Genomic DNA, 13831 nt, shown 5'->3' on the forward strand with positions numbered 1-13831 from the left:
GCGCAACATTCGATATTAATAATGGAGGATATCTAAGATAGTTCTGCTTCTTGTTAAACAATAGGCACGTTTGTTGGATCGGGGTTGTGAGGCAATCCTTTTTCTTATGGCACTAACGGGGCAGGTTAGTTCATCAAGAAAATGGTTTTTTGTGGTAAAATCAATAGGAAAAGGGAACTTTTACCTTTTTAGTTCGTATTAAAAGTAGCAGAAAATAAAATTGTCCTTTGGGGGTGAAAAGGTGGATTATGGATCATTGGTTATTGGTATAGCTCTTTTACTTGTATCGTACTTAGTAGCTGTGAAAAAACAAACCTGGTTGTTAGCAGGATTTAATGAAAAAATGATAAAAAATAAGTCTTTATTAGGTACAGTGACAGGTGGAACTTTTTTTCTCCCGTTAGGATTGTTAGTAGTTTTCAATAGTTTTATTGACTATCCCTATGAATTAACGGTTCTTATAATTGCTATGTTGCTTTTATTAACAATTGTATATGTTTTTATCAATAGAAGGTTACTTGACTAAAAGGTGCTATAACTTTAATGAGCTGTGACGATCACGATCAGCTCTTTTTCTTATGGAACAAACGGGGCAGCATAACAACTAAGTTTGTGATTTAATACACTTAAACTAACGGGTGCGTTAGCGCCATAAGAAGGCCGCCAATTGGCGGCCTTTTGAACGTGCGATTCTTACAATAATCGTACATTTGAACTCAAGTAAAAAACTCTCCATGATCTTCGTGTTCTAGTCCTGTACTGTTTCATGGTGAATATATAACGAAACACGATATTTTCAAAAGCAGTTTTTTTCTGTTATTTTGTTCTGTTTTCATGTTGAATATTCATAAATTATGATAAAATGTTATTAATGGATAACAAAAAGTGTTATCCGTGAATAAAATATCGTATGACTGAGAACACTAGTCTTAATATTGGATGTGGTTTTATTGGCAGCATTCAACGGAGCTACACAGGCCCAAGTTGAAGACATTTTAAAGAAGATTGTTGATTGTATTCATCGGGGAAATGACCATTTTATCCTTTTGGCACAAAGAGATAAGAACGAAGCTACTTTGTTGGAATTAGGATTTAGAGCCGCAGATGTAAGGCTAATTGTTGAAGAAGAACTAACTTATGAAGATTATTACAGAGGACCCAATCCTAATGGGAGCAGTAATGTTCCTCCACGATTGCGTAATAGTGATATGTGGGAATTTGGAAAGGTTGTTACTGGAAATGAAACAATGGAAGTTTATATTAAGTTCAGTTTTATTGAAGACAATGATGGCCCTTTTACCTGTTGTGTTTCTTTTCATAAACCAGATCGTACAATCACATACCCCCTTAAGGCATCATGAGTGAGGGGGTATGTAAAACAGGAGGAAAAAGATATGACGTTACAATTAAAATTTTGTGTTCATTGTTTTGAACGAACTCCGGTTGAACATAAATTTGTTACAGATAAAGTTGAATTGAATGGCGAAACTATCACATATGAAGCTGAACGTTATGAATGTACAAAATGTGGACAGTACACAGATAACGACGAATTAACAGATCGAAACTATAATACGATTTATCGTAAATATCAGGAAAAGAAAGATATGTTAAAAGCAGAAGATTTTCGTTATGTTCGTAACGAACTTTATCAGGTTAGTACGCGCGTAATGGCTAAATTAATTGGATGGAGCCCTGCTACTATCTCTCGGTATGAAAATGGAAGTTTACAGACTAAAAAACATGATACTCATTTTAGAACATATTTAGATCCACGCGCGATGAAACGAGCATTTGATAATTATCGTGATGAACTTGAAGAGAAACCTAAAAGAGAACTTGAAGAGAGGTTATCTTTTTTATTAGATACAGTAAAATCGAGTGAGTTATTAAAGGGATTAGATGACAGGCTTACTTTGTTAAATATAGAAGATATAGATGATGAATGGCACATGGCTTCTACAGAATCAGTAGAAAAGTTTTTTATTATAAAAGGGCAAGAATTTAATGAGGAAGATGAAGACGATTTAAGAGTTTCTCCTTTAAAACTTCAGAAATTAATGTATTTCGCTCAGGGATGGAACCACGCTTTTACTGGACACGATTTATTTGAAGATAATTTCCAAGCATGGAAACATGGTCCTGTAATTCCTGATTTGTACCATCGCTATAAACCGTATGGTTCGAAGAGAATTGATAAAGATTTTGGTGTATCGATTCAGGATTTAGGTTTAACATCTGATCAGTTGAGTATATTGCATTGGATATGGGATAAATATAGTAAATTTGAAGCGAAATTTTTAGAGGACTTAACACATATTGAGTATCCTTGGCGAAAAACGCGCGCAGATTTGCCTGATGATGCGAGTTGCGATTGGGTAATTAAAAAAGACGATATTCATCATTTCTTTGATTCAATGTATCGAACATTAAAATTGCTACAGAGAAATTAATTTAAAGTTTATGTAGTCTGTGAGATTAAAAAACCTCTGGAACTAACTATTCCAGAGGTTTTTTAATCTACAAATGTACCGTTTCCCTTGTAGGAAAAGAGCGTTATCATCTAGAATTAACGTAATAACGGGGTGATTATTCATGAATAACGCTGAGGACAATTTCGGTTATTTTGCTAAAACTGTTAGCGAAAGATTAGGAATCGCCAAAGATACTCTTCGCAGCTGGAGCTTAAAGCTTGAAGCTGAGGGGGTAAAGTTTGAACGTAATGCAAGGGATCAAAGAATCTATTATGAAAAAGACATCAGGGCTTTGGAAAACATGAAAGAATTAATGGACTTACAGCAACCTCTAAATGATGTGAGTAAAACTATAGCTAATAAGATTGAAAAATCCTTTTATAATAAGGATAAAACGATAAAAAACACAGAAATAACGCCTAGCGTTTCACAGGGAGAAAACGGATTAATAACGCAAGAAAAACAGATGGAAAATTTCAAAAAAGAATTGATTGAAGAACTCTCTAATAAACAAAGTGAAATCATGGAACAATTTAAAAATGACCTAACTAAAGAAATGTCTACTGTGATGCAGGATCGTTTTGAAAATGCTGTAAATGAAGCAGTGAAAATGGCTCTATTACAAGAAAGAAAAGAAATTAAAAAGCAAGTTGTTCAAGAGATAGAGGAAAATACTCTCCAAATTGCTTCGGGAATGGAAAAAACAGATGGAAAAGGTATTTTGAAACGATTAAAGTTTTGGTAGATTATATTTCTAATAAAAAGGTAATTCAGCTGAATTACCTTTTTTATTAGTGTTGAACTTCCGGTAAGGTGCTTTATGTAAACTGAATCATTAAATATGACAAAGACTATAGGATTTTCCTTTTTCTATAGTTTTACGTTAGATGCCTTTTGAGATACCAAGATGTTTTCGGAAGTGAGTCTATCAACTCCTTATCCTCCCTTCGGTCCGGTACCGTTAACAGACACCATGGTCACACTTCTTTTTACGAGTACTATGGCCACATTATAAAAACTCAAAAACACCCTCATACACAGAGTCAAACGCCAATTGACCAGGTTATTAATCCCCGAAAGAGGGAATATTGCAGGGTTAAATACAAAGACTCTGTATGGGGCGGTTATGAGGTAGATAGAAGGGGTGTTATAAATGGCAGATGCGGAAGAATTAGCAGAGACTATAAAAAGGCGTCTTGAAGATATGGTTAGGCAACTTGACAGGTTAGATGAAGAATTAAAAGGAAATTTCGATAAAGTAAACTACAGAATAGACCAAAGTGTTATGGAGATTACTACACGCTTAAACAAGATAAAATCCACCTTAGAAAAAGGGAATCACAAAAATTAAAACAAATCTCCGGACTGGCAGCTAAAAGCTTGGAAAAGAACATCCAGCTCCTCTGTTTCAATCCTGACTCATAAACTATCAAATTTACTTGTTTTTTGGTAGCAATTGTTGGATAATTAACCATAACAAAATATGGACGAAAAAAAGAACTCCAACGTGTCTAAGTGGTGCGCTAACACCCTTAAACCGTTCCCCCTAATAGCCCTAGGGAAAACACTTGTCGAAGTTCCTTGTTACTAATAAAGTTATATCACTTATTTTAGTGTATATTGCTTTCAGTTTCAAGGAAAAAATATTGTTTCTTTCTATTTAGACACAATAAAAAAGACGCTGTTTCCCTTAATCTTTATCGGGATCAGTGTCTTTTTTATTGTCCTCTAAGGAGGAAATACCATGTTAGTCGCAGGCAGAATAGAAAATTTTAAAGAGTACAGCAAGTTTAGCAGCATAAAGGAATTTAACAACACGATTGAAATGTTCCTAGCCGAACATAAAAAAGATTTCACTAAAGGAGAACTGGTTGCGTTCAAACGCCTGGTCCGATTCTCTGCAAAATATGCAGGTGTAGCCAACGCCAAGATCGGAACGCTAGTAAAAGCTATCAATGAAAAATTGAATGGGTTTGGGATAAGCCGATCCACTTTTGAACGTATGCTAAGAAAAGCAAAAGATTTAGGTATCGTATCCATCGTAAATACGAAGAAATCTAAAGGTGGCAAAGGACATAATGTCTATATTTTCAACACAATTGATGTATTAAAAAAGAGAAAATTGACGTATTGCGAGAATCAAGAGAAGCCTTGCTGCAGTAAGGGTGAATCCTCCAATTTTAAAAGGGAAACTAGTAATCTTTTAGAAACTAGCAAGAAAAAGAACTTAAATATACGTAAGGATGTTAATTTAGATTCTACTTTTACGGCTTCTTATGTTCCTAAAGAATTTGTCCAGGCTGTTAAGCCTTTCTTTGATCATGCAGCCATGATTGAAGATTTTTGGAAAAGTGTTTTCCTTGATACGAAAGCCATTTCACACATAGTCGAACAAGAAACCATTACATATACGGCCATAAACGCCTTTAAACAATCCATTAGAGGCTATAAACGAGGAAAAGTAAAAACCAATCTGGTTCGTTATTTCACAGGTACTTTTAAGAGACTCATGGATCGGACATATTCGGAGCTTCCTTTAGACGCTTTTTCAACCAGCAATTCATAAATCTCAATAAGAAGCCACCAATACATATTTTTTGCGTGTTTTAAAAGCCCTTTGTACGATTTTATAAAGTTAGAACGATTTAAATGGCATTCACAGGTGTTAAAATTTTCTTCGAGTATAAAAGTAAGGTCGTAGTGTAAAAGTGCTTATTCGACTTCTGAGACCACTTAAAATACCTGTGTGCTTTTCTAGCTTTTAGCTAGAACTGTTTCTTTTTCATAGATAACAGGGACGATCTCTAATTCAAGCTGTTGAGCCACAATGTACCGTCTATAGCCATCTGTCAGCAAGTTTGTCTCCCGGTTAATGGTAAGGGGTTCATCTAAATGGCCTTTCTGTTTAACAAAGTTCACAACTTGCTGCGTTTTTTCAGGATTCGGGTGCGAGTTTAAAAACGCTTCTGGAACCACGATTGCTTTCCGTTCCAGAAAATCCTCGGTTCCTTTTGGAGCTTTTGGTTTTTCTTTTGGCTTTTCTGCTGCTTGGATCTTTACAGGCTTGGATGTTTCCTTTTTTTCAGGTTTTTCAGGCAGAATCGACACTTGAAAACAGATCAATCCGATTTCCCCTGGACAATCATCCACGGATACATCCAACGTTGGTTCGCCTTGCACCATGATTTTTTGTTGGTTGATATTTTTGGCCGTAAGGCCGGCTTTTTGGAGCTGTTTCTGATTGAGAAAGACCGTATACGTAATCGTTGAACCTCCTGGAAGCCCTTTTGGGGAAGAGGGGGAACCACTTTCCTCCATGTCAAACGTGTAAAAAGAGCCTTTCTGACATAAGGGACCTACAGGTTTTCCAGTTACCGTCATTTTATGTGGCATGCTCATTGTCCTCCTTTAGCGTTTTAAATGAATAGGGGGAAAACCTCTTATTTGTTCTGAAGCTCTCTTTCTTTTTGGTTTTTCAATTCATCAATGGAAAGTTTTAATAAATCCTCTTTTCGATTGGTGACCACCTTTTTTAACCCCCATGCGATTTTTTCAGCTTCCTCTTTGCTTGTAATCTCAAAATGATGTTCAAAAATGGCCCCAATCTCAATCAATCGTTTTGTCCGTTCTTTTCGTTCTTTTTGTTTGATTCGGCTCTCCATCTGCTGTTTTTGTGCCTTCATTTTCTCCATTTTTTCTTCTAACTCTTGTAACCTTTCACTATCCGTTTTACGAGCCATAAAACCAAACCCTCTCTTCATTGCCATAATTTTCTTTAAGTATAGCGAAATAGGTGATAGAATACTAGACAAAAGGCAAGAATCGCCACAATGAGTGTGGCATGATTCCCTGAGATCGAAGAGCAAAGGGCGCACTTATACAAACTTCGTTTGTGTGCGGTTGCTTCGCAACGGAAAAGCATATTCGCTAGGGAGCGAATACAAAAATACAAACCCTCCATTCGGCTACAGGCCGAATGGAAAGGAAGTATCCGTCTACGGGACGGATACAAAAAGTCATCGCCGTATCGGCGAAAACGAAATGAAACAGGAACCATCTTCGATGCTTTCTGTTTCATTTCGTACCTATCAAACCCATTAAAGGAGGTGCTCGATCATGGCCATTTACCATTTCTCTGCACAAGTGATTTCAAGAAGCAAAGGTCAATCAGCTGTTGCTTCGGCTGCCTATCGTTCTGGTGAACGATTAACAGATGAACGAACAGATGAAACCAAGTTCTATAAAAGAGAGGTGCAACCAGAAACCATGATTCTTGCGCCTTCTCAGTCTCCAGAATGGGTACAAGATCGGCAACAACTTTGGAATGAAGTGGAGAAAGCCGAAACAAGAAAAAACTCACAAGTGGCTAGAGAAATTAATATCGCTTTACCTAGGGAATTATCCCATCAAGAACAGGTTGAGTTAATTCGTGGGTATGTTCAAAAAGAATTCGTGGATCAAGGTATGATTGCCGATGTAGCGATTCACCGTGACGACAAAGAAAATCCCCATGCCCATGTGATGTTGACCACTCGCGAAATTTCCAAAGACGGATTCACCGTTAAAAATCGTGACTGGAACAAAAAAGAATTATTGGTGCAATGGCGTGAACAGTGGGCAGAACATGCTAATAAATCCTTAGAACGTGAAGGTATTCAGGACCGTATCTCCCATGAATCCCATGAAAAACGAAACCTGATTATTTTTCCAACGGTCCATCTTGGCCATGTGGCTCACGAAATGGAAAAGCGTGGGGTCCAAACGGACCGAGGAACGATCAATCGTGATCGCCAAGAATATAATCGTCTTGTCGTGAATCTCCAAAAATACCGGGAAGAAAAGAAAGCCCTGCAACAAGAAAAAGCATGGAGGCAAGAACAACGGCAAAAATCCGAACGATTCAACACGCCTGCCGAACGTGTTCACTTACAAGAAGCTTCTAAGCTTTTGAACGTGGATCGTGAACCTACCTTGAAAGAAATCTTTGTAAAACGTAAGGAGCTCGATCAGTGGGAGAATCAAGTACATAACGAGGACCAACAGATTCGATGGAAAGATGAAACCATCCGAGGCGCTTCTGAAACCTACCGTTGGATTCATATTTTTGAAAATCAACGCCAGCAAGCCCAGCAACAATTGGAAACAATCAATTGGATGAATCCCTTTAAACTAAAGGAAAATCGAATGACAAAGGAACAAGCCGAACTGGAAATGTCCAAGGCGGAAGACCAAATAACATTGCGTGATAAAACACTACACAGCTACCGTGAAAAGCTTGGCTTCCATACCGAAAAAGAATTTCACCAGATGCAAAGTCAATATCAAACGGATTATCCTGGGCTACTAGAGAAAAATCGACAGACACGTGGACAAATCAATCGGGAAAGAGACGTCTTAAAAAAGGCTGAGACAGCCCACCAGAACGCTTTTGTACGTCAAGTGGCCTCTTTATATCCTGAACGTCCTGAAATGCTCCATATAAGCCTTGAAACGGCTAAAAAGCTTATGGACATTAATCAAGCAAACGGAAATAAAGTGGTCCCACTTGAGACCATCCAGAAAACGTTACATAACCGTAAAGAGGAAATTCAAAGGCTCCAGGGTGAATTGAATCGTGTGAATCAGCATCGGTCTCGCCTGCAGCGTGCTGAAGGCTATCTGGAAAATTATGAAACGCAGCATGCCGTTGTTGAAAAAATCGAGAACAATCCTTTCTTGAAAGGAAAATTGCTTGTTTCAAAATCAGCTAAACAAGAATATGAACAGGCTATTTCTACACGAGAAAACTCCCAAGATTCGATGAAGAAAGAAGGCGTTTCTGGAAGAAAGGACCTTGAAAAACAGTTCCATACTTTAGGGAAAATGGAAGCTAGAGTTCCTGCATTTAAAGATCAGATTCAATCACAAGAAAAGGGCCTCGGCCTATTAGAGGGCATTATGAATGGCGTTGAACAGGCAGGAAGGGACATGCAGATGGAACAAAAACGTCAACAGCAAAAGACATCAAAAGTTAAAATTAATGAAAAAAAGCGTAATCGTGGTTGGGAAATGGAGAGATAAAATATTCACTGTACTATGAAAGGTAGTACAGTCCCTCCCGCCCTAAAATATAAAAAAAGTAACGTTCTTGCTACATCAAAATGAATAAAATTACTTGAAGAAAATAAAGAAGTTGAATTAGTGAACAACGCTAAAATGTTTCAATACGTTGTTCGTTTCTTCTTCCGTAATGCCGATATAACGCAGGGGAACGGATGGCTGAGACTGATGCAGAATCCGTTGCAACATGGAGATATCCTTTGTGACTTAAAATATAGAAAAACCACTGGCCCCAGTGGTTTTTCTATATTTATAGGGGGGAACCGTTGATGCGCATCAATACATCTTGAGTAGTTTGCTCAAAGTCCTAATTTCTTCTTTTGATTATGATTAGATGTTTGTCCATTTCGGTTTCATTTTCATTACATAAAATATAATATCTCCACGAAAAGATGATCAATAGTTTAATTCAATTTATTCAAGATATATTAGAAAGTACAATTAATTTGGTGAATTCACTTCTTGCGATAGTTACTGATAATTTAGAAGAGATAATTAATTATTTAGTTCAATTACTTCAATCTCTGATACAATCTATCACTGCTTTTCTTAATTCACTTATTCCCCATAATTGGTGAAGTTTTAGAGGGAGTAGTCACTGCATTGTTCCAATTCTTCCAATCTGTTGTACAAGCTCTTATTGATTTACTTGGTTCACTCCTTTCCCCTGCATAGTAGGACAAGTACTATTTATAAGATGAATTTGTTGTAATTTTGGATAAAGCTCGTTGAATTAGTATAATTCTCTGAGCTTTATCTTCTTAAATTTTCATTACGTTAAATGGATTGATATTTCTGTTATAAACAAATGGGCCAGATCTAACCCTGTTTTTCGTCTCTATAGGGACTAGATGAGCATTCTAACTTTTCTAATCCAGTTGTGATTGGCAAAAGGGTAAAGTATGCCTTTTTCTTTTGTCTTCCGGAAAGGAAGAAAAGCCATGTTGGCAGCTGGAAGAATTGAAAATTTTAAAGACTACAGCCAGTTCTTCAAAAGAATAACCTCGTTTTTCGGATGTCCCATTTGGAACCATTTGAATTCTTGTTTAGGCAATATCTTCATTATTTAGATTTTTTTCTATTTAGTTACAGTTTTATGGACAAACAGTCGCGCAATATTAAAAAACAAAAATATATTATTAGAAGGAGGTGAATTTTATGTCATCTAATTCTAATTTTTGCTGTCCTCGCTGTTTCAATAGGATCTGTTGTTGTCCCCCTGTTCATCAAGCGTTCAAAGGAGATAAAGGAGATAAAGGATTTCCAGGAGCACCAGGTCCCCGAGGACCTCAAGGATTTCCAGGACCCGCAGGACCTCCAGGACCCGCAGGAGCTCCAGGGGCACCAGGAGCGCCGGGGGCACCAGGAGCGCCAGGGGCTGGTGCGATCATTCCATACGCATCCGGTACTGTTCCTGCTGTATTAACTACTATTGCAGGTGGACTCGTGGGTACTTCAAGTGCTATTGGGTTTGGAACCTCTGTTCCTGGTATTTCTATTCTTGGAGGCACAATAGACCTAACAGGACTTCCTAGTGAGGCATTTACGGTTCCGCGTGCTGGAACCATTACTTCGATAGCTGCATCCTTCAGCACTACAGTTGGATTAACTATTCCTGCTGGTTCAGTAACGATTACAGCACAATTATTTCGAGCACCAGCAGGAAGTAACACTTTCACTGCAATTCCAGGTGCTACTGTAGTATTAGCCCCCCCCCTCACAGGTATAGTTCCTATTGGTACTATTAGTCAAGGGTTTACTCCAGGGTTGTCAATAGCAGTAAGTCCGGGAGAGCGTTTATTGATGGTTTTCTCTATAACGGGAACTGGTGTTGGTACTCTCGCTACTACCGTGGTTGGTAATGCCAGTGCGGGTGTTGCAATCAGTTAATTTCACTGCATTTCCATTAGTCGAAACTCCCGTTATAAGAGCCTTAATCTTGTCGGCATTGGTTTTACTCACATTATTTAAAGGCTTCTGTAAAAGTAAATCTAGGGATTTCGTTTAGAATAAAATAATAAAGGCCTTCTCTATTTAGAGAAGGCTTTGATAGTTACGTAGAAGGAAGAGTATTAGTTGTTGGAGTAGTTGAAGATTCACAACGACGGTCATTTACGTCGCAAATACCACCATGTGAATCCACAATAACTTGTCGAGTCACTGTAATTGTAGTGCGTAGTACAATCTTGACTAAAATAGCATCAGTAGTGACAACGCCCGTGCCCGTGACGAATGAAACTCCTGGTTGAGCAAAGATCCCTTCTACTACCAATGCGGGTTCTATTACTGCATCCTCAGGGCAGGCACCTGGAAAGTCTGTATGCGCCTGGAATGGTAAATTCGTTGCAAGTACAGCTGTTGCAGGAGTGGTTGTTCCTGGTGCCAAAAATGTTACCGTAATAGTTACAGGAATAAACCCGATGTTAACTACTTTGTCCCTAATGATTGTCGTGTTACGGACAACACCAGATAGAGTCGGTACAACAGCTACCGAAACAATAGTGGATCCAACTGGTATAACAGGAGTAAACGCTGTAAAAGGAAATGTTGCTTCTGCAACCTTTTGTACCGTTTTTGAGCCTACAACTGAGTTCACTAGGAAACAGTCGCTGTTTAATGGTGCAGCGAGTTCGCGTGCTGGAGCTTTAAAATCGCATTGGCAAGCAGAATCGCAAGACCCACAAGACTTACATGGATTTTCCTGTTTAACTCTTGAATGATTGTCAATTCTTGATTTTTTGCCAAAACAGTCGCTGTCGTTAAAACAGACAGAACCCCAGTGGCTGTTTAATGGGTTTTGATTACCGAAATTCCCCACAAAATCACAATCCTTTCTTGTAACTTTTTTTTTTGAAAATGAAATGAGTTTTAGCATCGATTAGGACTAAAGTGCTACAAAAAGTATTTTCGGAGTAGTAATTACAATTTATATTATTAATAAAGTAAATGATTGATTGGACGGTTACTTATTTATCTGGACTGACTATAAATATTTTTGAAAATATGGGTAATTAAGTGGTGTGCTATAAGGTGCCTTCAGTGGCTACACATTTGCCCCTACATAAAAAAAAGAACCTTTTACAGTTCGATCATAAATGTAATGAGACGTTTTAAATTAGCGAGTACTTCTAATTACTGAAAGACACTAAATGTTTTTAATACGTTATTTGTTTCTTCTTCGGTAATACCAATATAGCTTAAGGTGACGGAAGGATGGGAATGATGTAGAATCCGTTGCAACATGGCAATATCCTTCGTGGCTTTGTAAAACCAATAGCCAAACGTTTTGCGTAAGGTGTGATTGCCCACATGTTCTACGCCAGCGAACTCTGCAGCCTTATTTAACTGCCTGTAGGCCTGAGTAGGGGTAATGGGGCCTTCTCCCTTCCTGGACGGAAATAAATAGGGACTTGGGACGCTTTGGGCGTACTCAAAGACCTCTTCGAAGCAATTCGCGATATACATGTCGCGGATTTTTTGCGTTTTGCCTTCCTTGACCCGGAGGATCTTGTGTTGTTTGCTTTTAAGGTCCAGAATCTGCTTCGTGGTGAGCTTAAGTAGGTCCCCGACACGTAGGCCGGTCTCGCAGCCTACAACAAACAGGATGTAATCACGTTCCGAACAATGGCGCTTCAGCGCCCATTTCATATCTTCTAACTGCTGCTGATCCCGGATCGGCTGCACATCTTTTGGTTGCGTCATCTTCATCGACCTCTCTCCCTTCAAACCCTTATGTACCAACAATTTGAATGTACGATTTTTCTTCTTTTTTCATTATAAAGAGAAAAAACGAATAAAGTCAATGAAATCAGGGTTTTGAAAGTACGATAATTTCAAAAATCATACATTCATATTCAAGTGAAAAACTACCCTTGATGAACTAAGGGCAGTTTAGTTGAAGAATTTTATTGCATATTTAGTTACCCGGTTGAGCATCTTATTAAAGGGCCTTTTGGGTTTAATTTAAAATTGGAGGGATTTTTTTATGGATAATAACACTAAGAAAAAAATTGAATCTGAGGTTAAAAAAAGTGTGGATATTGAAATTGCACAAGAATTAAGTGACTTTAGAAATCAATTAAATAGTCTCCAAAGTTCACTTTCTAATCTACAACAAAGGCAACAACAATCCGGCCAACAAATGGGGCAACAAAATCAACAACAACCACAAGGCCAACAAAATCACTTATCTCAACAAATTCAACAATTAAGTGGTCAAACTCAACAACAATTACAACAAACAGATCAACAACTTCAACAATCAATTCAACAAGCAATTCAAACTTTAAATCAAGCTTCTCAATACGTTCAAAGTAATCGAGCATTAACTCAAATGAATCAAGCTGTAAGTCAAGCACAACAACAGTTACAACAAATGACAGGTGGCCAACAAATGGGAAATCAACAAGGGCAACAACAGTCTGGCCAACAAATGGGAAATCAACAAGGGCAACAACAATTTGGCCAAATGGGACAGCAAAACCAACTACAATAATAGCTTATATAAATATTGAATTCTCAATATTTAACCCTTTTTCTTTAACATTTCACTATTCATATTAAAAAATACACTTCAAAAAGTGAAAGCTAAAAAGATAACAAAAATCCTTAATCAACTATAAATAAAAAACCCGACCAATAATGGACGGGTTTTTCTTATTACTATTTTTAGCAGAAGCCGCCATATCCTTGAACGCCCTGAACGCCACCGTAACCTCCATCATCACCACCGAAACAAGCAGCTCCCACAATGATTAAGAGTATAAACAATACGATTATAAAAGCGAAACCGCCACCAAATCCACCAACACCGTTATCACAACCACAATTTGATTCATGACCACAACTTGACAATAGAAACATCTCCTTATTGTTTTAAGGAGGAAATTAATTAAATGGGTTACATATTCTTATGCTCTAATCAAGAAAGTGATAAAGGGTACCCTTATTGAAATAAAGTAAGAAGATCGCCAATTGGTGGCCTTTTGAATGTATGATTTTTTATATTATCGTACATTCAAATTCAAGAAAAAAAACTCCTTTATTCAGCTAAGGGGGCAGAATAGCCCTATAAAATATTGATTATACTTAGATTAAATAAAAAAAGCCCGATCAATAAAAAAAAGTACCTTGATCAAGTACGGTATCAAAGTACTTTCCATTTAACAAACTACCAATTACCCCAAAAGCAATTATCCCAAAAGTCATTATCGCAGCGTTTTTTCTTACAACAATCTTTGTGATGGTCGTCATCGCAG

15 protein-coding genes are annotated in these 13831 nt (G+C 37.6%); 10 read left to right on the forward strand and 5 right to left on the reverse strand.

The genetic code is table 11. The features are described 5' to 3' along the window. Window positions 1-241: 241 nt before the first annotated feature. The 6 genes from J7I90_RS24505 to J7I90_RS24530 all read left to right on the forward strand — a co-directional run bounded on the left by J7I90_RS24505 (window position 242) and on the right by J7I90_RS24530 (window position 5040). The gene (locus tag J7I90_RS24505; RefSeq protein ID WP_214774219.1) at window positions 242-526 is read left to right on the forward strand and encodes a DUF3784 domain-containing protein; all 285 of its coding nucleotides are present in this window, start codon (window positions 242-244) and stop codon (window positions 524-526) included. A 415-nt stretch (window positions 527-941) separates the two neighbouring features. Continuing rightward, window positions 942-1361 carry a hypothetical protein gene (locus J7I90_RS24510; RefSeq protein ID WP_311315241.1) on the forward strand — a complete coding sequence of 140 codons (420 nt, stop codon included), beginning with the start codon at window positions 942-944 and terminating at the stop codon, window positions 1359-1361. A 33-nt stretch (window positions 1362-1394) separates the two neighbouring features. Continuing rightward, window positions 1395-2453, forward strand: coding sequence for a type II TA system antitoxin MqsA family protein (locus J7I90_RS24515; RefSeq protein ID WP_214774222.1), 1059 nt, complete (start codon window positions 1395-1397; stop codon window positions 2451-2453). Between the two features lie 142 nt (window positions 2454-2595). Next, a complete protein-coding gene (locus J7I90_RS24520; protein ID WP_214774223.1) occupies window positions 2596-3219 on the forward strand; it encodes a MerR family transcriptional regulator in 624 nt (207 codons plus the stop codon). Window positions 3220-3627: 408 nt separating this feature from the next. After that, a complete protein-coding gene (locus J7I90_RS24525) occupies window positions 3628-3825 on the forward strand; it encodes a hypothetical protein (protein WP_214774224.1) in 198 nt (65 codons plus the stop codon). A 393-nt stretch (window positions 3826-4218) separates the two neighbouring features. Then, a complete protein-coding gene (locus J7I90_RS24530) occupies window positions 4219-5040 on the forward strand; it encodes a hypothetical protein (protein WP_214774225.1) in 822 nt (273 codons plus the stop codon). A 188-nt stretch (window positions 5041-5228) separates the two neighbouring features. Here J7I90_RS24530 and J7I90_RS24535 read toward each other — a convergent pair whose 3' ends face one another. Further along, window positions 5229-5867: a ParB N-terminal domain-containing protein gene (locus J7I90_RS24535; protein ID WP_214774226.1), complete on the reverse strand. Its 639-nt coding sequence runs from the start codon at window positions 5865-5867 to the stop codon at window positions 5229-5231. A gap of 47 nt (window positions 5868-5914) precedes the next feature. Beyond that, the gene (locus J7I90_RS24540) at window positions 5915-6214 is read right to left on the reverse strand and encodes a hypothetical protein (protein WP_251025458.1); all 300 of its coding nucleotides are present in this window, start codon (window positions 6212-6214) and stop codon (window positions 5915-5917) included. A 154-nt stretch (window positions 6215-6368) separates the two neighbouring features. Between J7I90_RS24540 and J7I90_RS24545 the strand changes: the two genes are divergently transcribed. The 3 genes from J7I90_RS24545 to J7I90_RS24560 all read left to right on the forward strand — a co-directional run bounded on the left by J7I90_RS24545 (window position 6369) and on the right by J7I90_RS24560 (window position 10463). Then, window positions 6369-6575 carry a hypothetical protein gene (locus tag J7I90_RS24545; protein ID WP_214774227.1) on the forward strand — a complete coding sequence of 69 codons (207 nt, stop codon included), beginning with the start codon at window positions 6369-6371 and terminating at the stop codon, window positions 6573-6575. A 15-nt stretch (window positions 6576-6590) separates the two neighbouring features. Beyond that, window positions 6591-8534, forward strand: coding sequence for a MobQ family relaxase (gene mobQ, locus J7I90_RS24550; protein WP_214774228.1), 1944 nt, complete (start codon window positions 6591-6593; stop codon window positions 8532-8534). A gap of 1197 nt (window positions 8535-9731) precedes the next feature. Then, a complete protein-coding gene (locus J7I90_RS24560; protein WP_214774229.1) occupies window positions 9732-10463 on the forward strand; it encodes an exosporium glycoprotein BclB-related protein in 732 nt (243 codons plus the stop codon). 163 nt (window positions 10464-10626) lie between these two features. Here the strand turns inward: J7I90_RS24560 and J7I90_RS24565 are convergent, their stop codons facing one another. Further along, on the reverse strand, window positions 10627-11448 hold the full coding sequence (locus tag J7I90_RS24565) for a hypothetical protein (protein ID WP_214774230.1): 822 nt from the start codon (window positions 11446-11448) through the stop codon (window positions 10627-10629). Between the two features lie 257 nt (window positions 11449-11705). Then, window positions 11706-12275, reverse strand: a complete 570-nt coding sequence (locus tag J7I90_RS24570; RefSeq protein WP_214774236.1) for a tyrosine-type recombinase/integrase — start codon at window positions 12273-12275, stop codon at window positions 11706-11708. Between the two features lie 283 nt (window positions 12276-12558). Here J7I90_RS24570 and J7I90_RS24575 point away from each other — a divergent pair, with 283 nt between their 5' ends. Further along, window positions 12559-13068, forward strand: coding sequence for a hypothetical protein (locus J7I90_RS24575; RefSeq protein WP_214774231.1), 510 nt, complete (start codon window positions 12559-12561; stop codon window positions 13066-13068). A gap of 173 nt (window positions 13069-13241) precedes the next feature. Here J7I90_RS24575 and J7I90_RS27890 read toward each other — a convergent pair whose 3' ends face one another. After that, window positions 13242-13427 (reverse strand): YjcZ family sporulation protein, encoded by a 186-nt coding sequence (locus tag J7I90_RS27890; protein ID WP_285289467.1) that lies wholly within the window; start codon window positions 13425-13427, stop codon window positions 13242-13244. Window positions 13428-13831: the final 404 nt, after the last annotated feature.

The sequence above is a fragment of the Bacillus sp. ISL-57 genome (assembly GCF_018613135.1).
Lineage (GTDB): Bacteria > Bacillota > Bacilli > Bacillales > DSM-1321 > Peribacillus > Peribacillus frigoritolerans.

Coding starts and splice junctions, on each gene's coding strand:
- J7I90_RS24570 (WP_214774236.1), bottom strand. CDS start 12,275: ATGACGCAACCAAAAGATGTGCAGCCGATCCGGGATCAGCAGCAGTTA.
- J7I90_RS24575 (WP_214774231.1), top strand. CDS start 12,559: ATGGATAATAACACTAAGAAAAAAATTGAATCTGAGGTTAAAAAAAGT.
- mobQ (WP_214774228.1), top strand. CDS start 6,591: ATGGCCATTTACCATTTCTCTGCACAAGTGATTTCAAGAAGCAAAGGT.
- J7I90_RS24565 (WP_214774230.1), bottom strand. CDS start 11,448: ATGCTAAAACTCATTTCATTTTCAAAAAAAAAAGTTACAAGAAAGGAT.
- J7I90_RS24535 (WP_214774226.1), bottom strand. CDS start 5,867: ATGCCACATAAAATGACGGTAACTGGAAAACCTGTAGGTCCCTTATGT.
- J7I90_RS24520 (WP_214774223.1), top strand. CDS start 2,596: ATGAATAACGCTGAGGACAATTTCGGTTATTTTGCTAAAACTGTTAGC.
- J7I90_RS24530 (WP_214774225.1), top strand. CDS start 4,219: ATGTTAGTCGCAGGCAGAATAGAAAATTTTAAAGAGTACAGCAAGTTT.
- J7I90_RS24560 (WP_214774229.1), top strand. CDS start 9,732: ATGTCATCTAATTCTAATTTTTGCTGTCCTCGCTGTTTCAATAGGATC.
- J7I90_RS24525 (WP_214774224.1), top strand. CDS start 3,628: ATGGCAGATGCGGAAGAATTAGCAGAGACTATAAAAAGGCGTCTTGAA.
- J7I90_RS24515 (WP_214774222.1), top strand. CDS start 1,395: ATGACGTTACAATTAAAATTTTGTGTTCATTGTTTTGAACGAACTCCG.
- J7I90_RS24540 (WP_251025458.1), bottom strand. CDS start 6,214: ATGGCTCGTAAAACGGATAGTGAAAGGTTACAAGAGTTAGAAGAAAAA.